We start from the raw sequence: 26,658 nt of genomic DNA on the forward strand, positions 1-26,658 counted from the left end.
ACGTGCCCGTAACTGTTGGGAAAATAGGCATTTACTGTTAAAATCATTGGCATGGAAAAAAATTTTAAACCTTATATTCCAGCAGAGGAAATATCTCCGGAATTTACAATCACTTCGGTGGTTTCGGGAGTGCTGCTGGCTATCGTCTTCGGCGCGGCAAACGCATATCTTGGTCTTCGTGTGGGAATGACAATTTCCGCATCAATTCCTGCCGCAGTCATCGCAATGGGAATCACAAGAATCATTCTCAGAAAGAATTCGATTCTCGAAAGCAACATGGTTCAGACAATCGGTTCTGCAGGCGAATCTGTCGCTGCCGGTTGTATTTTTACGCTTCCTGTTCTTTTTTTGTGGGCAAAGGAAGGCCTTATTGAAGAGCCTGGCCTTGTTTCGATTTCACTCATCGCTGTAATCGGCGGAATTTTGGGCGTTCTTTTTATGATTCCGCTCAGAAATTCAATCATCGTGCAGGAACACGGAGTTCTTCCGTATCCTGAGGCACAGGCTTGTACGGAAGTTCTTCTTGCTGGCGAAAAATCTGGTAACGGCGCAAAGACAATCTTTTGCGGAATGGGATTTTCAGCAGTCGTAAAATTCATCATCGACGGATTCAAGCTCGTTCCTGCCGCAATCGAAGTTCCGATTGAAAAATTTAAGACGCTCTTTGCGACGGAAGTTTATCCGGCTGTAATCGGTGTTGGCTACATCTGCGGCCCGAAGATTTCTTCATATCTCTTTGCGGGCGGAATTCTTGCTTGGTTCATTCTCATTCCTGTAATTGTTCTCTTCGGCGGAAATTCAATTCTTTTCCCGGCTGAAATTTCAGTTTCGGAACTTTATGCTGCTGGTGGTGCTGGAGCAATCTGGTCAAAATTCATCAGATACATCGGTGCTGGCGCATTGGCTGCCGCCGGAATTATGAGCCTTATCAAGTCTCTTCCAACAATCGTTAACACTTTCTCAAGCGCAATGAAAGGTCTCAGACACTCTGCCGCTGAAACTTCAGCAGAAACTCGTACTGAAAAAGATTTGGATTTTAAATTCGTTCTTTTCGGAACACTTTTGATGCTTATCCTGATTCTCGTGCTTCCTCCTGTAAAAGTCGGAATCATCGGCGTTATTCTTATTGCAGTGTTCGGATTCTTTTTTGCGACAGTTTCTTCAAAAATGGTCGGCCTTGTCGGTTCCAGCAACAACCCTGCTTCTGGAATGACAATCGCGACTCTTCTTTTTGCAACGCTGATTCTGAAGCTCACCGGCGGAGAATCGACAAGCGGAATGGTAAGTGCAATCACTGTCGGCGGAATTATCTGTATCATCGTCTGTCTTGCAGGCGACATGAGTCAGGATTTAAAGACTGGATTCCTTTTGGGCGCAACTCCTAGAAAGCAGCAGATTGGAGAATTGATTGGGGCAGTTGTTTCGGCCCTTTCAATCGGCGGAGTTCTCGTTCTCTTGGACAAAGCTTGGAGCTTCGGTTCGGCTGAGCTTTCTGCGCCTCAGGCAATGCTCATGAAAATCGTAACTGAGGGCGTAATGAACGGAAATCTTCCGTGGGGACTCATTTTCATCGGAATTGCATGTACTGCAATCTTCGAGATTCTCCGTCTTCCGTCTCTCGCTGTCGCAATCGGAATCTATCTTCCGCTTGAGCTTTCGGCCCCGATTATGATTGGCGGTCTTTTGAGGGCAATCATGGACAAAAAGAACAAGAGTGAAGAGAAGAAAAACTCTAACGGCGTTTTGTTCAGCTCAGGCCTCATTGCGGGCGAGGGCATTGTCGGAATCATTCTTGCAATCATTACGGTTTGCGGCGGCGCTAAAAAAATCGATTTTTCTGCACATTCATTCGGTCTTGTCGGCGGAATCGTCATGCTTGCAGTTATGATTGGCGCGCTTTACATGTCTGCTCGTCCACGCAAAGATGAAAAATAAAAAGGATTCAGAAAATTTTTTGAACCTTGTACTTACAAAAAATGACTTCTTCCGTTCGGAAACAAGCGAGTCGGGAGAAGTCACGATTTTTGTTGAGAACAAAGGTTTTTTCAACTTTCTCATGCAAAAACTTCTGAATAAACCGCGATTCTCTCAGGTTCATCTTGAGAAATTCGGTTCGTTCATCTGGAGCAAAATCGACGGCAAAAAAAATGTTGAGCAGCTCGGCAAAGATGTGAGCGAATGTTTTGGCGAAAAAGCCGAGCCGCTTTATCCGCGCCTTACGATGTACCTAAAAATGCTGATGCGGTACGAGTTTGTTAGAAAAGCGTAGCGTTGAAAACAAAAAGCAGAGTCTTTCTGAACTCGATTCAGCATCCGTGCCCTGCATCGAGCGCATGAGATTCCGAAAAGAGTTAGTCATTCCAAGCGTCCAACCCTGTCATGTCGAGCGAAGTCGAGACATCTGCAGTTTCCGGACAATTGCGAGTTGAGACATCTATCGCTTGTAGACCTCTCGACTACGCTCGAGGTGACAAAAACCGTCATGCCTTATTTTTTTTACTATCTGTGTCCCATCCGTGTGCATCTGCGTTTATCAGCGTCTGAACTTGCCAGCCGTTCTGTCATGTCGAGCGAAGTCGAGACATCTGCAGTTCCCGGACAATTGCGAGTTGAGACATCTATCGTTTGTAGACCTCTCGACTATGCTCGAGGTGACAAAAAATATCATGCCTTTTTTTACACATGCAAGTTTATAATGCGGAAGCTAAAGTTATTGATTCTTTATCCCATTGAGTGTAATTCGAATTTTCAGTAAAATCCCTTTTGCAATGGTGCATGATTTGTCTTAGGGCGAGTCATGCATTTTTTTTGCGCAGAAACTTTTATGTTGAGGAAAAATCATGGGGTTGCATGACGAATGTGGCGTTGTGGGCATTTATGGCCCTGAAAATGCGTCGGCTCTCACTTATTTTGGACTTGTCTCGTTGCAGCATCGCGGACAAGAAAGTGCAGGAATTGCAGTAAGTGATGGAGAAAAAATTCATCTCAAAAAAGAGATGGGCCTGGTTGGCGATATTTTTACGCAGACTGATTTTGAAAAACTCAAAGGAAATATGGCGATTGGGCACGTTCGCTATGCTACAGCCGGCGGACGAACAATCGAGAACGCACAGCCGTTTTTAAACACCTTCAAGGCAGGCTCAATTGCGCTCGCCCATAACGGTCAGCTTGTAAATCATGCAGAATTGCGTGAAATGCTTGAAAACTTCGGGTGCACGTTTTCTTCTTCAACAGACAGCGAAGTGATTCTAAAGCTTATCGTTAGAAAATTTATTGAAAACGGCGGAAAACTCGGAACTGAAAAAAATTTGATGATTGATTCAATTGATTCTGATTCTGAACTTTTTATAAATGCGGTAAAGCAGGCCGTAAAAGAAATAAAAGGCTCGTTTGCGCTCTGCATTATGACCGAAACCATGATGATTGGCGTGCGAGACCCAAACGGAATCAGGCCGCTTTGCCTCGGAAAAATCCCTGACGAAGAAAAATCGTTCATCCTCGCGTCGGAAAGTTGCGCGATAGACGCAATGAATGGTACGTTCGTTCGTGACGTGGCTCCTGGCGAAATCGTCGTAATCACGAAAGACGGAATAAAATCCATCTTGCCGACCGAAAAGGCTCCAAAATGCACTTGTATTTTTGAATACGTTTATTTTGCCCGTCCAGACAGCGTGATTGATTCAATCGCGGTTCAGGAAGCGCGAATCAGAATGGGCGAAGTTCTCGCACAGGAGTCGAGCAGTGAGGCGGACTGCGTTGTTGGCGTTCCTGACTCAGGAATCGGCGCGGCTCTAGGATATGCCCGTGCGAGCGGAATTCCCTACGTTACAGGAATCATAAAGAACAAATATATCGGGCGCACGTTTATTGCCCCGACACAAAAAGAACGCGAAAAAATGGTCTTCGTAAAATTGAATGCGATTTCCAGCGACCTGAGCGGAAAGCGCGTGGTTGTGATTGACGACTCAATCGTTCGCGGAACTACGAGCCATCGTCTTGTTCAGATTTTGCGTCGCGCGGGCGCTAAAGAAGTGCACTTTAGGGTAAGCTCACCGCCTGTAAAATTCCCTTGCCACTTGGGAATCGACACGCCGAGCAAAAACGAACTTATCTCAAGCACGCATGAACTTGAAGAAATTCGAAAAGAAATCGGGGCGGACACACTCGCGTTCATCTCGCTTTCCGGCATGAAAAAAGCTTTGGGCGAAAACGGATTCTGCGAAGGCTGTTTTTCTGGTAGCTATCCAGTCTGAAAATTAAACAGAAAATACGGTGGTTGAGCAACGTCGAAACCACCTTCAAACTGTAACCAAAATACAGAATTGCTATTTTCTTTATGTTGAACAAATCAGGGCTAGATAGAGGTGTTCGAACAGGTCTCTTGCTAGTACACATAAATACTGTTTTATAGTATATTCTAACTCTGATTTTTTAACGAAAACTTACTTGTTCGCTATCTTCAATTCGTAGTTTCTACGGATTTTAGATTTTTGAACGAGATTAATTTAAAATTTCTACGCATTCAATTTTGGTGGGATTTATGAAACGACTTATCGCGCTTTTTAGTGCTCTTTTCTTGGCAGGTTCATTGACCTTTGCACAAACTAATGATGATATTGAATCTGAACAGCCAATCGTATCACAAGACATTTCTTTTAACATGAATGAACCCGGTGATCAATTCATAAAAATCGGTCTTATGGTTACTTTTCCGTTGAATTTTGGCGGTTCGTTTCCGCTTTTCCGTGACGGCCAGCTTTCTACTGGCGGTGCCGGTCAGCTCGGATATCATCGCTTCATAAACAAATGGATGGCTTGGGGAATCGACATTGCCTTCGGTTACAATCCGACCATCGGAAGCAACGTGTTTACATACGTTCCTTTGATGTTCAACTTTATGTTCCAGCCGACTTACAAAAAATTTGAATTCCCGATTACAGCTGGCGTTGGAAGTGCAATGGAAACTTATTTGAACAACACTTATTTTCCAGGACTTGTTCTTAAAGGTCAGGCTGGCGTTTTCTACAGAGTTAATCCTTCTTGGTCATTTGGAATCGAAGGTGATTTTACTTATATGCCACAGTGGTACAAAGACAGTTCAAAGAATGACTACGGAATCTTTGGTTCGGCTTTAATTTCTGCAAGGTATCATTTCTAGGAGCTTACCAATGAAAAAATCAATTTTAAAATCATTCATTGCCCTTTCGGTTCTTTCGATTTTTGCTTTTACGTCTTGCCAGGATGTTATTTTTGATGACATTCGAAAAGAAGTTAAACTTGAGGATGCTCAGATTTCTGGTTCTGTAAACTCAATAGTTTGGTTCGGTTCGGATATTTATGCGCAGAACGGAAATATATGGAAGAAATCGGCTGCTAATTTGAATTCCGCTCATAATTGGGTTCAGACTTCAAAACCGACGGACGTTACTGCTGATTACAAATATGTTAATAAGCTTGCAGCTGATTCTACTTATCTTTATGCACAGCTTACTTTGCTTGATGAAGATACCGAGGATGACGGCGAAATTGAAAGTCAGGGATGCGAGATTTGGTATTCGTCTGACGGAGAAACTTGGTCTGGCCCACTTACGATTTCGAATTCTGACGGGGCGGAAGTTTCTCGCTTTACTAGCGGCGAGGCTGTTTTGTTCTGTACGAACGCTTATGACTCTTCACACCGTTTTGCTTACCTACGTGTTTATGATTCACCGACAGAGGCATACAAGATTTATAGATTGAATGGTGAGACTGCAGAAGAACTTACAACCGGTGATGATGATCGTTCTACGGTTCCTACTACAGGGGCTTCTTCTTGTGCTTGGTTTAACGGCTCTGTGTATTTTTCTTCTGGAAAAGCAATGGCTACGAACGAAGTTCCTGCATACACGGATTCAAACGGAAATGAGGTTGCCGCCGTTCCTGCAACGTATCTTTATGCTTCGTCTAGTGACCTAGTTTATTACACGACTGATGGCAGCAATTGGGATTCTGCTGATTTGAACTGTTCGACAATCTATTCAATGGCTCTTACGCAGGATTATATTATTGTTGGTACTGCAGACGGAATTGAGCACAGTGCCCTTACAGATTCTGTTCCGGCTTCCGGCGTTTCTGATTTTGACACGAATGCTGCATCAACTCTTTCTTCGTACTATGAAGTTCATGTTGTCTTTACGATAAACCCTGCTTTTGCAGAGCAGTCGGCTTCGGTTTACGGTACAACAACCTATTCGGGTTCAAGTTCAAGCACATCTGCAACGCAATCTAACTGCGGAATTTGGGCTTACTTTGCTTCCCGCGGTTCTTGGAACAGAGAATAAAAGGGTGCGACAGAGCTAAACTTATAATCTTAAAAGTGCATTTTGTCGCACCCCGCGAGTTTTCGGAAACGCACAAGTAAAATTTTCTGAACAAAAAAGAGACTTTAGCGTTTCCCAAAACTCGCGGAGCAATGACTGGCGGACTTAAAGTTATAATCTTAAAAGTGCATTTTCGCCGCCCCCGCAAGTTTTCGGAAACGCACAAGTAAAATTTTCTGAACAAAAAAAGAGATTTTAGCGTTTCCCAAAACTTACGCTTTGGTGGGGCACTTTGTAGGAACGCCAAAACCTGTCGGCAGTGTCTTTACCACAAAAAAACGTCATGCTGAACTTGTTTCGGCAGCTTTGCTTTGGCTTCGCTCAGTAACCGTAGATGCTGAAATGACTTCAGCATGACAGTAATTTTTAATTAACTACGGTTTCAACGTTAATGGCATTTGCTTTTACAAGCTACTGCACGATACCTAAAAACATGATAAAATCAACGCATGGCAGATTTATTTGACGCGGCAAAACCGCAGCACGAGCCGCTTGCGGCTAGAATGAGACCGCGAAATCTTGACGAATACATTGGGCAAAATCACATTGTAGGAAAAGGCAGGCTTCTTCGCCGTGCAATTGCGGCAGACCAGCTCACATCAGTAATATTTTACGGGCCTCCTGGAACCGGAAAAACCACGCTTGCCCGCGTAATCGCAAATCATACAAAATCAAATTTTATAACGCTGAACGCAGTTCTTACGGGTGTTGCTGACATTCGGACGGCAATAAAAAGCGCAGAGGACTATTTTAAATTGTACAGCCGGCGAACAATCCTTTTTGTGGACGAGGTTCATCGCTGGAACAAAGCCCAGCAGGACGCGCTTTTACCGTGGGTGGAGAATGGCACGATAATTCTTATTGGTGCGACCACGGAAAATCCATTTTTTGAGGTGAACAAAGCACTTGTGAGCCGAAGTCGTGTTTTTCAGCTAAAGCCGCTCACAAAAGACGATTTGATGAAAGCCGCGCAAATGGCACTTAACGACGAAAAGCGTGGCTACGGGCATTGGCAGGTTGAATTTGAAAAAGGCGCGCTTGAACATCTTGTGGACACTGCGAACGGAGATGCCCGCTCACTTTTGAATGCTTTGGAACTTGCCGTTGAGACAACCCCGGAAAAGTGGTCTCCGTATTCGGCAACGCCGGTTCCGCCGTGGGGAAGCAAAATTTACATCAGCAAGGAAACAGCCGAGGAATCTATCCAAAAAAAAGTTGTTTTGTACGACCGCGACGGAGATTATCATTACGACATAATTTCTGCATTCATAAAGTCTTTGAGAGGACGCGACCCGGACGCTGCCATGTACTGGCTTGCAAGAATGGTTCGGGCTGGCGAGGACGCGAATTTTATTTTTAGGCGAATGCTCATTTCGTCTTGCGAGGACACTGGTTTGGCTGACCCGCAGGCTGTGAGCGTCGTTCAGAGTTGTGCCGAAGCATTTGACCGCGTTGGAATGCCGGAAGGTCGGTATTTTTTGGCACACGCGGCACTTTATTTGGCCACAGCCCCAAAATCAAATTCCTCAATGGCTTTTTTTGACGCGCTTGCTTCGGTTGAAAAAGAGGACGTTGAAGTGCCGAATCACTTGCGGGACAACAATCGCGACGCAGAGGGATTCGGGCATGGCGAAGGGTATATGTATCCTCACGCGTACCGTGACCACTGGGTAGCCCAGCAATATTTGCCGGACGCGCTCGTTGGCCGGGTTTTCTACACGCCAACAAAACAAGGCTACGAGGCAAAAATCCGTGAGGACGTTCTTCGCCGCCGCGAAATACAAATTTCTGCGATTCTTGAGAATACTGTGGAATCAACGACTTCCTCGAACACCGGAATGCATCCGCTTCCGCACTTTGCGAGGGATTTTTCAAATCCTATCGGGGAATGGTGGATAAATAAAAATTTCAACCTGAACAGCACCGTAAAAGATGAGAACCTGACATTTACTCCGCGTGACGAGCGAAAAGAAACTGCACTTGATCGGGCCGATAAATCTTGGCGGAGCCGCTTGGACTCAAATCATGCGGAGGTGCTCACAAAAATCAGGAACGCGATGATTCAGATGTCGAGCCTTTCCAGGCACACGCGTTCGCTCGTCTGGAATGCGGACGACGGGCTTTTGCTCTGGGAAGTTGCCCGAAAAACACCGGAGGGCGTAACTTGCGGCGTGTGCCGCACTGAGCAGGGCAAGCAGATTCTTGAGCAGTACGGCCGCACTTTGGATGACCTTGACCGCCCGGAACTTTTTTTGCGCCCTCAAAAGCCAGGAAATTTTCTTGCCGCGGAAGATTTTTCGGCGATTCTTGCACAGTTTGCGCAGAGCAATCTTGAATTCGACAGAGTTTTCTTTCGAGACCCGTTCGTTTCCCAAGATAGCGTGGACGTGCTTTCGTATGTTTTTAACGAAGTTACAAACGAGCAAAACGGTCAAAACGAAAAGCGAAATTTTTCATTCACGGACGATGAATCGAGCGAGACTTTTACGCCGGAAAATCAGCTTGCCGCTCCGCAAAAAATCAACGTGCTGGCACAGGATTTTAAAATCGTCATTTCCCAGAGAATTCCGTCTAACGGGCAGCGGATAAGCGAGCTTGTGCGCGAACAGATTCTTACGGATTCTACGAGAGATACTTTTGAAGTGATTTTGGGGAAAATGCGTCAGGCGGAAGAAAAATTTTTTCACGACGAGGAGAATCCGCTTTTTGCCTGGAACGAGAAAACAATCGCTGAATCATTCGAAAAATTCAATTTTGAGGTAAAAACGGCTTCAAAATCAATCGAAGAAAAACGGCGAATTTCTGAAGAAGAAATTGAACGCTGGTTCGACAAAAAAAATTCAGCTTACGGCGCGGCCATTTTTATGGAGTTGGGCGAAGAAAGTCTTTCAAAAATCAAAAATCTTCTTTTGGCTAACGCAAACAAAAAACTATTCAAATGGAAGACCGAAATTGATTTTTTGACGGTTCAGCGACCAACTGGCGGGCAGACGGAATCAAAAATCCCTCGCCCGAACGATAATGCCGCAAACTTTCTTGATGATTGAAAACAAGCAATCGAAAATGATAAAATGATTCTGCGGTTTGGAGTTCAAGCCGCTATATTTTTTACAGGAGCAAACAAAATGAATTTTATTTTTTTAGGTACCACCTGGAGCTGGAAAAGGAACTCTCGCAAAGGAAGTTGCAAAGGCATACTCAATTCCGCACATTTCTACTGGTGATATTTTCCGTGAGAACATCAAAAATCAGACAGAACTTGGAAAAAAGGCAAAGGCTATTATTGATGCCGGCGGACTCGTTAGCGACGAGATTACTATTGGACTCGTAAAAGACCGACTTTCTAAAGACGACACAAAAAAAGGATATATTCTTGACGGATTCCCACGCACAATCCCACAGGCAGAAGCTTTGGAGACATTTGCAAAAATCGATGCTGCCGTAAATTTTGACATTGCTGACGAAGCCGTAGTTGACCGACTCGGCGGACGCGTTTGCTGCAAAGAATGCGGACAGATGTTCCACCTTAAATTCAACCCGCCAAAAGTTAGCGGAAAGTGCGACAAATGTGGCGGTGAGCTTTACACACGCGATGATGACAAACCTGAGTCAATCAAACATCGTCTTGAAGTTTACCGAGAGTCAACAGCTCCGCTCATCGACTTCTATAAAAACAAGGGCAATCTTGTGGACGTAGATGCTCGCCCGGCACCAGAAGCTGTTCTCAAAGAATTTGAGACAAAATTCCCAAAGAACTAAGCGAGTTGATTTCGAGTTTCCTATTTTATAAAACTTGAACGAGATTCATGGGGTGTCCAATAAATTCGTTGCTGGTCAGTGAGCCAAATGACCAGCAATGCTATTTTGTGGTGGTTTCAGCTTTGCTTAATCATCGCTTTTCATACTTTTTGGGCATCTCCATGACAAGATTCTCATTTTCTTTTTTTCTCCCTTAAAACAATTTTTTCATAAAATTAGTTTAAAAAAACTTCTTGTGATGGCATAATAATTCTATGAAACGACGCAATTCTATAGTATACACTTTGACTTTTGGTATTACGGCTCTTATATTATTTTTTATGCTCTCGCTCGGCGCTTTGATTTACAGAAAAGTTTCGGCAGTGAACATAAGCCAGTTCTACGAAAAACTTAACCAAACTTTGTCGCTCATGGATGTGACCATGCGCAATCATTTTAATAGCATCGCTACTTCCGTTGATTTGTTTGCCGATATTGATTTGATTCGGGAAGATGATGACAGTATAAAATCTTATGTTAATTTGGAAGACCCTAGCGGAAAAATCCCGATGACTCCGCTGGAGAATTCTGAATACGAAGCGAGTGTTTATAAACTTGCAAAGGCTTTTGTTGAAGACAAGCCGGAACTGCTGGGCATGAGTTTTGCCCTAAAATCAAACGGAGCGTTCACGCGATATCCTGCCGTTGCCCGCTCTAACGGATACGACAGCCGCACTCGTTCCTGGTTCAAGGATGCTGAAAGCGCACCGGGAAAAGTTCACTTTTCGGACGCCTATACGACTTCTGCCGGTGAGACTGTAATCGTAGCTTCTCGGACAGTCACATACGAAGACGGAAGTTTAAAAGGCGTAGTGACCGCTGACGCGGATTTGTCAAATCTTATGGAGTTGTTCCGCTTTATTTCTGGAAGCGATTTAAAAAAGACTTCTATAGTTTTGTGCGACCACAATGGTTCTATTCTTGTTGATACTGTAAATCCTGACAACCTTTTTAAGAATATTACTGAACTTGGTCTTGAGGGCTTAAAAACCTTTACGCATGGAACTGAGGTTTCTTTTGTTGACACAATCGCTGGCAATAAATACGAAGTAAAGCTGATTCCTTCAAATAACGGCATTATTCCGCTGAATTATTTGGTTGTTGTGCCTTCGAACGAAATAAAAGCGAGCAACATGGCGATTATCCGCGTTCTTGTTTTGCTTTTGGCTATTGCGGCTGTGATTTCCGTCGTAATTTCGCATGTTTTTGGACGCAGAATTGCCCGACCGCTCGTAAAAATTACTGGAATTTTGAAGAACATTTCTGACGGTGACGGAGATTTGACGCAGAGACTTCCAAAACTTTCTTCGAACGAAATCGGTGAGCTTTCTGTTCACTTTAATAATGTGATGCAAAAAATCGGAAGTTCCCTTTCTTCAATAAAAGAAGAGTCTTGCATTATGGACCAAATCGGAAAGGATTTGGCAGGAAACGTAAACGAGACTGCCGGGGCTACAATCGAGATTTCTTCGAATATCGAAAATATCAAGGAACGAATGAACGACCAGTCGGCCGGGGTTGAAGAGACTTCTATAACGATGCGAAATATCGTTGATGGAATTGCAAGTCTGAATGCGGATATTGATGACCAGTCGAACAGCGTTTCTCAGTCTTCAAGTGCCATCGAAGAGCTTGTAGCAAATATTCGTTCTGTTACCGAAATTCTTGAGACCAACTCCAAGTCCGTTTCTGACTTGACGGCGTCTGCAGACAAGGGCAAAGACCTTATTGCCCAGACCGTTGATTTGACTCAAAAAATTTCAGCGGATTCAGAGGGACTTCTTGATGCCAGCACGATTATTCAGAACATCGCCGACCAGACGAATCTTCTTGCCATGAATGCGGCAATTGAGGCGGCTCATGCGGGAGAGACCGGAAAGGGCTTTGCTGTAGTTGCTGACGAAATTCGTAAGCTCGCCGAGGATTCTAGCGTGCAGGGCAAGCACATTTCTGACGTTCTTACAAAACTCAACAGCCTGATTTCAACTATTGCGGACAGTGCCGAAAAAATTCAGCAACAGTTCAGCATTATTTTTATGAACACAGAAGCTGTAAGCAGGCAAGAGACGGTAATAAAGAACGCAATGGATGAGCAGAGCGTTGGCAGCCAGCAGATTCTTGATGCGATGAGCAAGATTAACGACAAAACCGTTCTCGTAAAGACCGAGGCCGCAAAAATGAATGAAGGAAGCAAGCAGATTCTTTTGAAGATGTCAAAACTTGCGGAACTTACGACCGAGATTAATTGCGGAATGGATGAGATGACTCAGGGCGTTAATGACATTAACAACAACATGCAGTCTATAAATCAGAAGAGTAAGTCAACCGCGCAGAGCATAACGAATGTTTCAGACGCAATCGATAAATTCAAAATCTAAGGAAACGCAAGAGTTTTATTTTTAGACAAAAAGTACATCTTTTAGCGTTTCCCAAAACTCACGCTTTTGTAGGCTGGCTTACAGGAGCTTCTACATCGCTGCGACAAGCACTGCGGCGATGTAGAAATGCAGTTTTGTTGCTTGCGCATCGCAAGCAACTTTGGAGCGAATAATTTGAATCCCTGTTAGAATTTCCTAAATCTCTTGTTGAGAGAAAGTTCATTTAGTAAGATAGTAAACATACTCTAAAAAGGAGATTATTATGAAAAGACTTGGAGTGATTGCGCTTGCATTGGTTGCAATGACTTTGGCTGTTCCATGTTTTGCAAAAAAAGCCGTAAAACGTGAAGCAGGAAAAACTTACGAACTCGTGCTTCTTCACACGAACGACCAGCACGGAACTGTTCTCGACAAGAACGGAAAAGGTGGGTTGCCTTCTCAGGCAACTTTCGTAAAACAGGTTCGTGCAGAGAACAAAAATGTTCTTCTCGTTAGCGCAGGAGACATTAATACTGGTTCAGCTCTCTCAAACATGTTTGACGCAGAGCCAGATATCAAGGCTTAAGGAAAAATCGGATATGACGCGGCCACACTCGGAAATCACGAGTTTGACACGACGATGGCAAAACTCCAGAAGCAGATTAAGATTGCGGACTTCCCGTGGATTTCTGCAAACGTAAAAAAAGGTAAGAAAACTCTCGTAAAACCTTATATCGTAAAAGATTACGAGGGATTCAGAGTTGGTGTTTTTGGTCTTACGACACGCAGAACCCTTACAATCGCTTCTCCGGACAAATCGCTCACTTTTGATGACGAGATTGAGACTGCAAAAAAAATGGTTGACCAGCTTCGCAACAAAGAGAAGTGCGACCTTGTAATTCTTTGCGGACATATTGGCGACATTGAGGAAGTTGAGGGGCATGAGACATCTTTGATGATTGCGGAGAAAGTTCCTGGAATCGACGTTATTGTTGACGGACATTCTCACTCTCTTTTTACAGAGCCTAAACTTGTTAACGGTGTTCCGATTGTAACAGCAAACGAGCACGGAAAAATCGTTGGTGAGGCTAAAATCAAAATCACAGACGGAAAACTTACTGAATTTGACTGGAAACCGGTAGAAATCACCACGGAAGCATTCCCGCCAGATGCAGAAATGATGGCTTTCCTTAAACCCTACATCGACAAGGCTAACGCTTCGCTCAAAGAAGTTGTTTTGAAGACAACTTCTGAATTCGAATTCGGAAAAAAACTCACTCGCTACCAGGAAATGGCTTCTGGTGACGTTTTGTGCGACGGAATGATTTGGTACTTGAATTCAATCGGCGTAAAGGCTGATTTTGCTGTATTCAACGGCGGTTCAATCCGAACATCACTTCCAAAAGGCGACGTTACACGCGAAAACATTCTTACAATGCTTCCTTTTGAGAACTATGTTTATACAGTTGATTTGAAAGGCGAGGATGTTGTAAAGCTTTTCGACTTCATCGGTTCAATCCGTCAGGGAGCCGGTGGTTGGGCACAGGTTTCAAAAGAAGTTAGCTACACAATCACTTACGATGCAGAAGGAAACGGAAAAGTCAGTGACGTAAAAATCAATGGCAAAGAAATTGATCCTTCAAAGACATACAAAGTTGCTTGTAACGATTACATGGCTGGTGGCGGAGACGGATACCCGCTCAAAGTCGGAACTGGAGCGTTCAACTCTTCTCAGCTTGTAAGCGAAGTTTTCATTAATTATGTTAAGACTTTGGGAACTGTTACTCCAACTGTAGGCAACCGCATCACAGTTATTGGCGGAAAATTGCCGGAATAATAGGAAACGCTGCAAGTTGACTTGTGGAATATGAGTTGACCTTGTGCGTTTCCCGCGAGTTTTCCTAAAGGAAAACTCGCGCTCTGGTGGAGGCACTTGCAGGTGTTCACCAAACGCGACGGCAAGTAGAGCCGCGTTTTGTGGGTGCAGTTTTGTGCTCGCGGGGAGCGAGTTCTAAATTACCGTCATTCTGCCACTGGTAAAAAAAGACCCTGAAGCAAGTTCAGGGTGGCGTTTTTAAAAATTTCTTCCTACATTAAAAAATCAGTTCGTCGTTATTTTCAGAATTGTCTGTATTCGTTTCGGTTGGTGCGGAGTTTGAAAGATTTCCGCCAAAAATCCAGCCAGAAAATTTTGAAGTCGCAACGAAGAACCAGTTTCCTTCCACTTCATCAATAACAACTTTGTTTTCTAGCATTTGTGTGGCAATAACTTCGGTGCCGTCGGCAACTGTTTTTACAACCTTGCTTTCAATATCTGGAGACGCATAAACGTTCACCTCTTCGCCGTTATACGAAATTACGATTTTTGCTACGTCTGGAAGGGAGGTAATGTCAGTTTCGTTTTCGCTGGAAGTTGATTGCGAAAGGAAAATCTTTTCGTATTCGCGTTCTACGAGTTCTGGAAGCTCGCCCGAAAGTTTTAAGTCGAGGGCGGTCGAAATCATTTCGCGTTTTATGCTCTGCGCCGCTGATGAATAAAATACGCCCAAAAGTCTTGCGCCTTCAATGTCGTCGGTGCGGTAGCTAAGTTTTGAGGCAAGAACGTAGCGTGTTTTTACGAGCCATGCTGAAGTGTCAAAAAACTGTACTTCCATAAATTTTATGCCGTTCTGTGTTATTTCGTCAGTGCCTGTAACAACGAGCGTTCCTGGTTCCAGAATTGCGTTTCTGAATGCCGAAAGTTTTGGAAAAGTGTACAAAGTTGCTTTTGAAATGACCGAAGCCGTGATTTCGCCCAAAGCAACGTGGCTTGTAAAAACAAAAAAATCATTTCCGTCAAATTTTGCAGGATAAAAATCAGCGGTTTTTCGGCCGGAAGACGAAACGTATGTGGCGGTAAAAGCCTTGTCACGTTCAATTTCAATTGGAGTTCCTGCCGGCACGGTTCTGGAAACCTTGTTTTCCCAATAAATTTCACCTTTGTCGTTCTGCCGCCAGAGAGTTCCTCCTTCTCGCATCATGATTGCACTTTCCAGCGCAAAAATATTTGCAGTTCCAAAAATCGAAAGGAATGCGAAAATCAGAATTTTGTTCAGCTTTTTCATTTTATTATTCCTCCCCAAAATTATTTTTATTTTCAGCAGAATTTAGCTCTGGAATTTTTATTTCTTGTTTGATTTCTGGAGAAATTTCTAAGGTCGAAAGTGACTCGTTGAGTTCTTCAAGAATTTCCCGATTGGTTTTGAGCGAAATCTTGCTGTAAATTTGCTGTGCGAGAACGTCGTCGGCTTTTTTTGAGACAAGAGATTTTTTTACGAAAATCTCCGTGCCGAATTCTGTTCCGTCGTAGCAGAAAATTGATTCAAAATCTTTTTTTTCGTCTGCGACAGCGACAAGCTCACCTTTTTTGAGTTTTTTTTCGGTTGCCGAAGATTTGTCTGCCAGAGAATAGACGGTCGCTTCGTCTTTTAGCACTGCCGGAACTGTGTTCGGTGCAACGAAAGCGTTTTTTATCCAAAAGTCTTTTCCGAAATATAAAATGTGAACCATTTTTTGCTCGGCAGTTTCGCCTTTGAGAGTCACATTTTTTGATTCAGCTTCTTTGCCGTTTTCTCCGGTAAGATAAATTTTGACATCGGAACCTTTGTCAATTTGGTCAAAATAGACCATTTCGCCGTTTGCGTCCTCTTGATACAACGGGGCGTTCTGGTACAAAACTGTGCCTTTTGCGGTAAGCGGGGCGTTTGAATCTGCAAGATTTTCGCTGGAATTTTCTTCGCCCTGATTTTTCCCCTTGCAGCCGCATAGTACGATTGTCATAAATACGAAGGCTGCAGCCTTTCTAAAATTGAGTTTCATTTTTACTCCCAATATTCCTACTGCCATTAATTTAACGGTCGTTCTGAAACAAGAAAACATTAAATTAATGGCATTGGTATTCTATCTGAAAACTAAAAAGTTAAGCAGTGTATTTGAAAGAAAAAGTTTATTACAGAATTCATAAATCAAACTTTATAAGCAACGAATTTACCGCTATAATTTAAAGTTATGAAAATCGTTATTGTGGGTGCGGGATTTACAGGCACACAACTTGCAAAACGTCTTATTGACGGAAAAAATAATGTAACATTGATTGATAATGACGACGAGACAGTTCGCCATGCGCAGAACCTTCTTGACTGCGACGTAATTCAGACTGACGGAAACAATCTGCCAGCCCTTGAGCAAGCGGGTATTGCGAAGGCTGATGCGCTTGTTTGTGTAACGAGCAACGACGAGGTGAATATGATTACCTGTTCGCTCGTAGATTCTGTTTATCCAAAAGTTTTAAAAATTGCTCGCGTGCGAAATTATGCTTATTATTTGGATTCAAAAGATTCTCACAAGAATCAGGAATTGAATGCAAATAATAAAAAACGACCTCTTTACGGAATCGATTACATGATTCATCCAGACGTTGAGGCGGCGGATGCAATTGTAAATGCTGTTGAGCACGGAACCGTAACCGATGTTATTCCGTTCGGCGAGGATTTTGAGCTTATCCGCGTAAAAGTGGAGAAGGGCAGCGCGCTTGAAAACACCCATCTTTTTAGCATCCGAAAATTGACAGACAAGCCAGTTCTTGTGGCGTATATCGAACGGGACGACGTAACTTCGCTTCCTAGCGGAAACACGACTATTTGCGCGGAAGACTGCCTCGGAATCCTTATGCACAAAGCGGATATTCCAGGATTCTTAAAGCTTTGCGGTTCTGAAATAAAGGAACTTAAGCGAATCGCTCTCGTTGGTGCGGGGCGCGTTGGTATTCTTGTTGCCGAAAAACTCATTCACCGAAAAAAGAATTTCTTTTCAAAGCTCAAGTCGATTGCTGTCAGAAATCCCCAGAATTTTTTGATTATAGAAAATGACGAGAAACTTGCGAAGAGTGCCGCTGACAGGTTCAGGGACGCGCGGGTTTTTCAGGCGGATTTTACGGATGAGAGTTTTTTGCAGGAAGAAGAAATTCCAAAATCGGATTTGGTAATTTACACGACTCCGAATTTTGAGATGAACATTGTTCTTGCGGCTTACATTGAGTCTCTTGGCGCAAAAACCAGCGTGAGCCTTGTTTCATCTTCGGCATTTGCGGTGATTGCCCGCAAAATCGGAATTGAGGTTGCCGTTCCGATTCGTGACACGGTTGTAGACAGTATTTTGAGCCATCTTCGCGGAAAATCAGTTACCGGAATTCATACCGTTAACGACGGAAGCCTTGAGACTTTGGAAATTACGATTTCTGAAAAATCCAGCGTAAAAGGCAAAAAACTTATGGAAGTGGCGGAAAACGGAAAATTCCTGATTATGATGGTGCAAAAATCGAGCGAGGAAGTTTATCAGATTCCGGTGGGAAATACGGTTCTTTCTGTTGGCGATAAAATCGTCGTCATCGTAACAAAAGAGAATAATCAGCACGTTCTGGAGAAATTTTCGTGAGTATTTTTTCTTTTTTCAGGATTATTTTTATAGTCCTTGCAACAATAGGTACTGCGTTCCTTCTTCCAATCATTACGGCACTTTGCTGCCATGAGGAACAAGTTATTCAGGCATTTTTGATTCCGATGGTCGCTTCCTGGATTTTGGGTGTTTTTTTCTTTTTGAAAGGACGAAAAATTCAGATAAAATTCTCGACACGTGCGGTTTTTATTTTTGTTTCGAGCGTCTGGATTTTCATCAGCTTGTTCGGAGCATTGCCGCTCTGGCTTTCTGGCGCGATTCCGAATTTTACGGACGCATTTTTTGAGAGCACGAGCGGATTCAGTACGACCGGGGCAACGATTTTGAGCGAAATTGAATCTTTGCCGCGGAGCATAAATTTGTGGCGATGCGAAATGCACTGGCTCGGCGGAATGGGAATCATTGCGCTCACCGTTGCTTTGCTCCCTCTTCTCGGTGTGGGAAGTTTTCAGCTGATTAAGGCGGAGAGCACTGGCCCGGAGAAAGGAAAAATCACTCCGAAGATGGCAAACACGGCGGAAGTCCTTTGGTTTTTGTATTTTGGATTCACGGTTGCCGAGACGATTATTCTGCAATTGTGCGGAATGGATTTTATTGACGCTCTGTCGCATTCTTTTTCGACTCTGGGAACGGGCGGTTTTTCTACAAGGAATTCGAGCATAGCTTCTTACAATTCAGTTTTGATTGAAATTGTGTGCACGATTTTTATGTTCCTTTCGGGAATCAATTTTAGCCTGTATTTTTACCTGATTCTTCGGAAATTCGGCGAAATCAAGAAAAACAGTGAATTCAAAGCCTATCTTTTGATTTTTGGCGTGGTGACGGTTATGTTGACTTTAACGCTCATCTCGCATTACGGCTCGCTTTCAAAGGCATTTAGGTATTCCACGTTTCAGGTGGCTTCAATTATGACGACCACGGGATTTGCGACTACGGATTATCTTACCTGGCCGAACATTTCTCAGTTTTTCATTTTTATTTTGTTTTTTATTGGCGGATGCTCTGGTTCAACTTCGGGCGGTTTTAAAGTTATCCGCTGGGTGATTTTGTGGAAACAGTCTAGGAATGAAATGCTAAGAATGCTTCATCCGTATGGAGTTTTTACGCTCCGCGTTAACGGTCAGCCTGGCCGAAAAGATTTGGTTCTGAACGTAGGTTCGTTTATTTTCGTTTATTTTGTGGTTGTTTTTGTGACGACGCTTATGGGAACTGCCGCGAATCTGGATATATTCACTTCGCTCACAACTTCGCTCACCATGATTGGAAGCATTGGGCCAGCATTCGGTTCTTTGGGTCCAAGCGAGAATTACGGCGCGCTTCTTCCGTGGCTAAAGTGGTGGTACTGTTTTGTAATGATTGCAGGTCGTCTTGAACTTTACAATATGATTATTATTCTGACAAAAGACTTTTGGCAGAGATAGGACTGTGAAAAGCTTCCTTGAAGTTGGACAATTAAGTCCGATTTTTAAGGAAGCTTTTTTTGCTTGTTTCAAGCATCGGGCGTTTTTTCAGTTTGCATTTCTTCTGTGCTGATTTTTTTGGAGCTATTTGAGTTCTAAAAATAAACTTTAATCAAAAAAATATAAAAAATGTTATTTTTTTTCGGGAAATTATTTAATCAGCGCAAAAAAAAGACTACTCTGAAACTTAGCTATTAAAAACAATTTTTTTAAGTTCAAAATAGTTTGGAGATGCTTTATGAAAAAAACTTGGTTCATTTCGCTTTTGTTTATGTTTTGTTTCTTTTTTTCAGGCTGTTTTTTTTTAGTGTGCGACACAGATTCTGCTGACAGTTTGGCAAATACGGAGTTTTTTATAACTTATGAAAAAGATGCATATTCGGTGGATGAAGAATTTGAATTAACTTTTTCATCCGTCCCTGATTTTTCAACTTTTGACAAATATGCTTTTACGATAGAGCTAAAAGCATACGACGCAAAACAAAACAAATACACATTGAGCGACGAATTTCACTTTATCGGAATGAATTTTGAAGTTCCTACAAATTCTGTAACTTTTGAATATGAAAAAAAAGATGTCGGTCAAGCTGAAAAAGTTGTGAAGAAATTTTCTGTAAAAGCTTCTAAGCAAGGTAATTATGCATGTTATATTCATGGATGGGGGTATAGCTTCAATGATAAAGGTGGCTACAGTGCATTAGACTATGAAAAATGCCTCTATATTGATATCACAGAGTAAAACTTACTAACCGCCAATCAGATTTGCCGAATGTCGTAAAAACGCTAGAAGCAAATCACGATTAATTGATTAATCACTACAGTTGCCAATACGAAAATTTCGTTCTAGTTTTAAAAAATAAAAATTTTCCGGTGGCTGAGCTTGTCGAATCCGACACAGATGAACGCGGATAAACTCAGATGGGACACAGATAAATTAAAAGATTAGATTAAAAACTGGTCTGCAAGTGCGAGCCTGTGAGGCGAGCACAAAACTGCATTCACAAAACGCGGCTCTCCTTGCCGCCGCGTTTTGTGAACAACTATAAGTGCTTGAATTCAATATTCAGTTTTGGAACAAAACTGAGAGGAACGGCAAAACTAATTATTGCGAAGCGAAAATTAAATATTGCCGTTCCACTTATTTTGAAACCTTCAAAGATACGTTTGAGAATTCAACGTAAACGGCACGGCTCGTGAACAGACCGACGTAAAGATTGTTAAAGTCAACGTTGTCCAATCCTGCCTTGTATTCAACTGCCGGTTCGTTACCGCATTTTACGGTGTAAGTTTCGCCTTTCTTTGTGATTGAAAGGTTTACGCTTGTTCCCTTGTCGAATTTTACTGCCGTTGCATTCGTTGTTTTGAGTGCCGCATCAATGCGAGTCCAGCTTGTTACCTGTGGCTCAGAAGCCATTTTGTATCCGCCAACAGCAACATAGTCAGTGTTGATTGTGTTGTCGAATTTATCGATATAAACGTCGTCTCGAACCATGAGACCGAATCCGACCTGATTGTTCTTTGCTGTGCTCAAAACCTTTGCCGTTGCAGAGAATGTAAAATCCTTGCTTCCGTCAACTTTCTGGAAGTAGAAAGCGATACCGTCGGAGCTAGAAGCGATTTTTCCTGCAGATTTGCTTGAATCTGTTGAGCCTGAGTGCATGAGAATTTTTCCGTCTTTTTCAACAATCTCGTAAAGTTCTGGGTTTGCGATTTTTTCGGCGCCGCCGCAGTCACCAAAAACAGTTCCGTACCACGGAGCGGTGGTTTTAAAGTTTTGCGAAGCGTCTTCTTCCGGAATGAATTCAGAATATTTTGGAATTACGTAGTCTGGATTTTTTGCGAGAGCAAGCAAGTCTTCCGTTGGAGCGGCAGCTTTTTTGTTCACAAGTTTTGCGAATTTCTTGTCGCTAGCAGAGATTGCCTTTACAACATCATTTGCAATGACTGCTGCACCGTAGTAGTTCAAGTGAGTGTTGTCTACCGAAGCTGCTTTGTGTGTGAGCTGCGCGTGGAATTTTGCAGTCTCAGCGTCGTTCGCAAGTTTCTCGTAACGGTCTTTTGTGATTGCCGTCAAATCTACGACGAGCGTATTTGTCTCTTTTCCAAGCTCTCGGATAGCTTTTGGATAATCTCCGCCAGGGAATCCCTGAACATCGGCAGTAACGTGAACTACAGAGCCTTCGTAAGTTTTTCCAGGAGCGCGTCGGACGATTGGCGTACAGAGAATTGGAGTCGCCTTTGCGTCGTAAGCGAGCTTAACATAATTTTCGTAGAGTGAATTCTTGAAGGAACCGGCAGTTTCTTTTGTTCCGTTCGGATTTGTGTAGCGTGCTTCTTCGGCCTTTTCGTCATTGTGACCGAATCCAATAATCAAGTAGTCGCCTTTTTTGATGTTGTCTTTTAAAGTCTTGTAGTTTGCTTCTGTAAGAAAACTTTTTGACGAGCGGCCGGACATTGCAAGGTTGATGACCGTGGCCTTTTTTTCGAGGAGATAGTCCTGAATGCGTGTTCCGTAGCCGTAGCGTGGATAGAAATATTTGTCGTCGAATGAACTCAATGTAGAGTCACCGACTACGAAAATTCGAGTGCCCTTTACCTTTCCGATGCTGGTTACAGACTCGACCTTTTCAACTTTTTCGTTGTCCGCAATGCTTTTTTCCAAGCCGAATGCGGAGAATGAAAGACCTGCAAGCAATGCTAATGCAGAAACAAGAATTTTTTTCATTTTTTACTCCATGATTTTATGGGATTAGTTTTTTATTATAAATCTAAAATCTGTAAACAGTTTGACACAAAATGCCAAATTAATAGAGAAAAACGGCATAATTCGGAAGGAAAAAATTATGAATTAAGAAATATGAGTTAAGAACTGAGAATTGAAAATTGATTTTTATACTTCTGCAAGTTTTCAAATTTGAGGATTTATGACGGTTAATTACAGATTTGTGGCAACGGTTTTCTTCAAAATAGGTGTAAATTTGTACGATTTGGGTAAATCAAAAAAAATAAAAAAGGGAAAATTATGAAAAAAATTAGCAAAACTTTCAACGGCACTCTCTGTTTGTGCGATGGTTTTCTTGGGCGGAATTTTCGTTGCGTGCTCAACAGACAGCGGAGACTCGTCAGTGACGGACAGTTCATCGAAAAATGTAAATGAAGACGGCACGACCACGCTCAAAATAGAAGAGAACGGCAGCGGATTTGTAAGCTCTACAGGAAACGTAGCGACTACTTTTGTAGGCTACACGGGAAACGGATACCTTGACGGCATTACAGATGGAGGAAACATCGTATATACAGTTTCGGCAACAGAAGCGATTACCGATGCGAAAATTGCGATTCACTATTGCAATACGGAAGCGAGCCGCATTCGGGGGGCTTTGGTTTCTGTAAACGGAACTGTTTTGAACGAGGATAGTCCATTTGCGATGACATACACATTCAAGGGCAATAAAACTGATTCATCTGACGAAACTGTCGCCAAAAGATGGGTTGATACGGCATATCTTGAAAACGTTTCCCTAAACGCCGGTTCAAATTCGATTATAGTCTCAGGTGCGCCTGCAGGAACCTATACACCTGTTGGGGGGGGTGAGACCATAACAATTTCAGATGGAAATTCGGGGTGCCTCAACTATGTCGACTACCTCATCGTAAGCGGCAAGGGAATTGACTACGGAACAGACACGACGAAATACGTTTCGCTTTCTTATGCTTCAGAGAACACAACAGCTGGTTCTGTTGAAAGTTCTGTTACTGCGTCAGCAATTGCAGAAAATTCAGATGTCACATTTACAGCCACGGCAAATTCCGGCTGGAAATTCGAATGCTGGTCTGACGGTTCAACATCAAATCCGTACACGAAGACGATTTCGGAAAGTTCGTACATTTTCGCCCACTTCATTCCAGAAAACTACACAGTTCCGACAGAAATCGATGGCTACATGGGCTATGCGACCGTAACGAATGATTCTGCCGCGGGATATACGATTACAGGTGGAGCGGGCGCGATTTCTGATAACAGAGTCACAATTTCCGACTACACGGCTCTTACTTCTACATACAAGGATTTGCTTGCGTCCGACGTGCCTGCGATAATCTTTATCGATTCTGTTATTTCTACCGCATCTCAGTCAAATCCACTTTTGAGCGTAAAACTCAATGTCGGCTCCAACAAGACGATTTATGGAAACGGAACCGGCCAGCTTAGAAACATAGAATTTGTTGTTGAAGGCGAGAATGTAATAATCCGCAATCTGAAATTGGGAGAAGTCGTCAGTTGGGACGGCTACACAAAGAGCGGTGCGGACGACGCCCTTTCCTTGAACGGAGCCACACACGTTTGGGTTGACCACTGTGAATTCCAGTCTCATTTGACACCTCAGGATTTGGATGGAAACGAAATAACTTCTGGTGATTATTATTCAACAGATGAAAAATGGAAGAAGGATTTCTATGATGGCCTGTTGGATATCAAAAACGGCTCAACGTGGATAACTATTTCGAACTGCTACTTCCACGACCATTGGAAGGCTTGCCTTTGCGCTTCTGGAGATGCAACTGCAAATACGAATACGACGACGGGGGCCACGGACAAGGATATGAGAATCACATTCGTAAACAACTACTGGAAAGACATAAATGCCCGTCAGCCTCTTTTTCGTTGGGGCAAGGCCCATATCTTTAACAGCTACTTTGTCTCAAGTGTAAGTGAAATATCTGGACAGTCAACTGGAATCAACTGCCGTGCAGGAAGCGAACTGTACATCGACAACAACACGTTCGAGAACATAAAAACACCAATCGGCTATTACAACGATGAATCAGCATCGAATACTGGTTATTGGGTCAATGAAGACAATACGTTCACAAACTGCACAAATTCGGTTGCGTCATCATCAACATCTTACAAGCCTCCGTACATCTGGACCCCAAAGCCCGCTAGCGAAGCGAAAACCTATGTTCAGTCAAACGCTGGTGCAACTCTCACTTCCTTGAGTTACTAACATCATAGAATTGATTTTACACGCGTCATTTTTCGGCGCGTGTTTTTCATTTGTGAAAAATGCCTCTTTGACATGAAGCCGTCATTTCATTAAAGTAAAAATATCTGGTCGATTAACTCAGGGGTAGAGTGCTACCTTCACACGGTAGAAGTCACTGGTTCAAATCCAGTATCGACCATTTTGTTTTAGTTTAAGCACGAGCGGGCAAAATGTTTTTGACTTGTGCATTTCCCGTTGTATCGTTGGCAAAATTCATTTAAACTCACAGAATCTTTTTAAAATGTGAGGTCAAAATGAATTCTGTAATGATTGCAAAAGTCGTTGCGTTCGTCATTTACCTGGGCTTTATGATTTACATTGGGCTTAGAAGTGCGGGTAAAAATAACGACGCATCGGATTTCTTCCTTGGTGGACGCAAGGTTGGACCGTGGGTAACGGCACTTTCAGCTGAGGCTTCTGATTCCAGCGCTTGGCTTTTGATGGGCTTGCCGGGGCTTTGCTATCTTGGTGGCATAAAAGAAACTTTCTGGACTGCGCTTGGACTTATAGTCGGAACGTACTTGAACTGGCTTTTCGTGGCAAAACCTCTTCGAAAATGCTCTATTTCGTTCGGCGACGCAATTACTATTCCAGAATTCTTTACGAACAGATTTAAAGACAAATCACACATCATTTCATTGATTTCTGTTGTATTAATCGTATTCTTCTTTACAATCTACACGGCTTCTGGTTTTGTTGCCTGCGCAAAGCTCTTTAATTCGGTTTTTGGGCTGGACTATCACGCGGGGCTTGCAATTGGTCTTGTGGTAATTCTCTGCTACACGATTACTGGCGGCTATACGGCGGTTTGCACCACTGATTTTGTTCAGGGAACTTTGATTTTTGTGGCATTCGTCGTTTCTGCAGTCATTGCGATTTTTTCTTTTGGTGGCACTTCAGAGGCAATCGAGGCTGTTCGCAGTTTTGATGCACAGGCTGTGGCAGGCTCTTTTGGCGAGAAAATAAAAAATGCTTTCATCGCAAATTCATCTTATAAAGGAATTTCGATAATTTCTGCATTGGCGTGGGGACTCGGATATTTCGGAATGCCTCACATCATCGTGCGTTTTATGGGAATCCGTTCGAACGAGGACGTAAAAAAGGCAAGACGAATCGGAACTGTCTGGATGATTGTTTCTTACGTTGGAACGTTCCTCATCGGAACTTTGGGAACTGCTTACCTTTTGAACCACGGAACGCTTTTGGGCGCGGAAAGCGGACTTTCAATCGCGGGCATAACTTCCTTTGGTGATGCGGAGACTGTTTTTAGCGCGGTAATGCAGAATATGTATCCTGCTTTTATTGCGGGAATTTTCTTGTGCGCAATTCTTGCGGCTTCAATGTCCACTGCTGATTCTCAGCTTCTTGCCGCGGCATCGTCGGTGAGCCGAGATATTTACAAGGGAATAATCAACAAAAATGCGGACGAAAAGACTGTTTTGAATGTGAGCCGATTTACAGTGTTCATCATTGCGCTCATCGCTCTTTTCCTTTCGCTCAATCCAGATTCTTCTATTTTTAAGCTTGTTTCTTATGCTTGGGCTGGTTTTGGTGCGACTTTCGGTCCTCTCGTTTTGCTCGCTCTCTATTGGAAGAACATGACGAACAAAGGTGCGATTGCGGGGCTTATTGCCGGCAGCGTTGTGGTTGTTTTGTGGCACAATCTCGGTGTGATTCTTCCAAAGGATGTTTACGATGCAAATTCGATTCTGCACTTGTACGAAATAATTCCGGGCTTTATCGTAAGCTTTATTTTCGCGGTTGTAGTTTCGTTGCTCGACAAAAACAAGAATCCAGAGATGTTAAAAGAATTTGAAGCATTCAAGGCGATGAAGGACTAACGGAAACGCTGTAAGTTGAGTTTGAGAATTCAAGTTCACTTGTGCGTTTACGGAAACGCTGCAAGTTGACTTTGAGAATTCAAGTTCGCTTGTGCGTTTCCCGACAGTTTTCTTAGGAAAACTGTCGCTCTGGTGGGGGAGTTTGCAGGTGTTTCCGAATCGTGGCGGGAAGGAATGCCGCGATTCAGAGGTGGAGTTTTACTTTTTCGCCCGGCGAGAAAGTGTTTTGTGCGTTTAAGGAAACGCTGTAAGTTGAGTTTTTTGAATATAAGCCTATTTGTGCGTTTATGGAAACGCTATAAGTT

The 26,658-nt window shown here is 43.2% G+C and carries 17 protein-coding genes, 1 tRNA gene and 1 pseudogene; 16 read left to right on the top strand and 3 right to left on the bottom strand.

The annotated features are described in order from the left end of the window. The first annotated feature begins 51 nt into the window (after positions 1-51). The 10 genes and pseudogenes from JI65_RS01345 to JI65_RS01385 all read left to right on the top strand — a co-directional run bounded on the left by JI65_RS01345 (position 52) and on the right by JI65_RS01385 (position 14,351). Positions 52-1,935: an OPT family oligopeptide transporter gene (locus JI65_RS01345; protein ID WP_191013568.1), complete on the top strand. Its 1,884-nt coding sequence runs from the start codon at positions 52-54 to the stop codon at positions 1,933-1,935. Next, on the top strand, positions 1,925-2,269 hold the full coding sequence (locus JI65_RS01350; protein WP_191013571.1) for a PqqD family protein: 345 nt from the start codon (positions 1,925-1,927) through the stop codon (positions 2,267-2,269). Before JI65_RS01345 ends, JI65_RS01350 begins: the two co-directional genes overlap by 11 nt. A 571-nt stretch (positions 2,270-2,840) precedes the next feature. After that, positions 2,841-4,253 carry an amidophosphoribosyltransferase gene (purF, locus tag JI65_RS01355; protein ID WP_191013573.1) on the top strand — a complete coding sequence of 471 codons (1,413 nt, stop codon included), beginning with the start codon at positions 2,841-2,843 and terminating at the stop codon, positions 4,251-4,253. A gap of 287 nt (positions 4,254-4,540) precedes the next feature. Beyond that, entirely contained in the window at positions 4,541-5,158 is a 618-nt protein-coding gene (locus JI65_RS01360) for a TP0733 family outer membrane beta-barrel protein (RefSeq protein WP_191013575.1), read from the top strand. 10 nt (positions 5,159-5,168) lie between these two features. Then, entirely contained in the window at positions 5,169-6,320 is a 1,152-nt protein-coding gene (locus tag JI65_RS01365; RefSeq protein WP_191013577.1) for a hypothetical protein, read from the top strand. Positions 6,321-6,808: 488 nt separating this feature from the next. Continuing rightward, positions 6,809-9,406: an AAA family ATPase gene (locus JI65_RS01370; protein ID WP_191013579.1), complete on the top strand. Its 2,598-nt coding sequence runs from the start codon at positions 6,809-6,811 to the stop codon at positions 9,404-9,406. A 78-nt stretch (positions 9,407-9,484) separates the two neighbouring features. After that, a pseudogene (locus JI65_RS01375) lies at positions 9,485-10,118 on the top strand (adenylate kinase). Positions 10,119-10,372: 254 nt separating this feature from the next. Next, entirely contained in the window at positions 10,373-12,535 is a 2,163-nt protein-coding gene (locus JI65_RS01380) for a methyl-accepting chemotaxis protein (protein ID WP_191013581.1), read from the top strand. A 262-nt stretch (positions 12,536-12,797) separates the two neighbouring features. Next, positions 12,798-13,100 (top strand): hypothetical protein, encoded by a 303-nt coding sequence (locus JI65_RS17260; RefSeq protein WP_242457121.1) that lies wholly within the window; start codon positions 12,798-12,800, stop codon positions 13,098-13,100. A 6-nt stretch (positions 13,101-13,106) separates the two neighbouring features. Further along, on the top strand, positions 13,107-14,351 hold the full coding sequence (locus tag JI65_RS01385) for a bifunctional metallophosphatase/5'-nucleotidase (RefSeq protein WP_277950574.1): 1,245 nt from the start codon (positions 13,107-13,109) through the stop codon (positions 14,349-14,351). A 256-nt stretch (positions 14,352-14,607) separates the two neighbouring features. Here JI65_RS01385 and JI65_RS01390 read toward each other — a convergent pair whose 3' ends face one another. Beyond that, entirely contained in the window at positions 14,608-15,618 is a 1,011-nt protein-coding gene (locus JI65_RS01390) for an SH3 domain-containing protein (RefSeq protein WP_191013583.1), read from the bottom strand. A gap of 4 nt (positions 15,619-15,622) precedes the next feature. Next, entirely contained in the window at positions 15,623-16,372 is a 750-nt protein-coding gene (locus JI65_RS01395) for a hypothetical protein (protein ID WP_191013586.1), read from the bottom strand. A gap of 189 nt (positions 16,373-16,561) precedes the next feature. On the opposite strand from JI65_RS01395, the gene JI65_RS01400 reads away from it, so the two are divergent. The 3 genes from JI65_RS01400 to JI65_RS01410 all read left to right on the top strand — a co-directional run bounded on the left by JI65_RS01400 (position 16,562) and on the right by JI65_RS01410 (position 20,206). Beyond that, on the top strand, positions 16,562-17,986 hold the full coding sequence (locus JI65_RS01400; RefSeq protein ID WP_191013588.1) for an NAD-binding protein: 1,425 nt from the start codon (positions 16,562-16,564) through the stop codon (positions 17,984-17,986). Continuing rightward, positions 17,983-19,428, top strand: a complete 1,446-nt coding sequence (locus JI65_RS01405) for a TrkH family potassium uptake protein (protein ID WP_191013590.1) — start codon at positions 17,983-17,985, stop codon at positions 19,426-19,428. The genes JI65_RS01400 and JI65_RS01405 overlap by 4 nt, the downstream gene beginning before the upstream one ends. A 277-nt stretch (positions 19,429-19,705) precedes the next feature. After that, entirely contained in the window at positions 19,706-20,206 is a 501-nt protein-coding gene (locus tag JI65_RS01410; protein ID WP_191013591.1) for a hypothetical protein, read from the top strand. A gap of 399 nt (positions 20,207-20,605) precedes the next feature. On the opposite strand, the gene JI65_RS01415 is transcribed toward JI65_RS01410, so the two are convergent. Beyond that, a complete protein-coding gene (locus tag JI65_RS01415; RefSeq protein WP_191013592.1) occupies positions 20,606-22,192 on the bottom strand; it encodes an SGNH/GDSL hydrolase family protein in 1,587 nt (528 codons plus the stop codon). Between the two features lie 400 nt (positions 22,193-22,592). Between JI65_RS01415 and JI65_RS01420 the strand changes: the two genes are divergently transcribed. The 3 genes from JI65_RS01420 (at position 22,593) to putP (ending at position 26,353) form a co-directional block, all read left to right on the top strand. Beyond that, the gene (locus tag JI65_RS01420; protein WP_191013593.1) at positions 22,593-24,473 is read left to right on the top strand and encodes a pectate lyase family protein; all 1,881 of its coding nucleotides are present in this window, start codon (positions 22,593-22,595) and stop codon (positions 24,471-24,473) included. Positions 24,474-24,579: 106 nt separating this feature from the next. Further along, positions 24,580-24,651, top strand: a tRNA-Val gene (locus tag JI65_RS01425). A gap of 115 nt (positions 24,652-24,766) precedes the next feature. Then, positions 24,767-26,353 carry a sodium/proline symporter PutP gene (putP, locus tag JI65_RS01430; RefSeq protein WP_191013594.1) on the top strand — a complete coding sequence of 529 codons (1,587 nt, stop codon included), beginning with the start codon at positions 24,767-24,769 and terminating at the stop codon, positions 26,351-26,353. The last annotated feature ends 305 nt before the right edge of the window (positions 26,354-26,658 follow it).

Source organism: Treponema zioleckii (assembly GCF_014737315.1).
GTDB lineage: Bacteria > Spirochaetota > Spirochaetia > Treponematales > Treponemataceae > Treponema_D > Treponema_D zioleckii.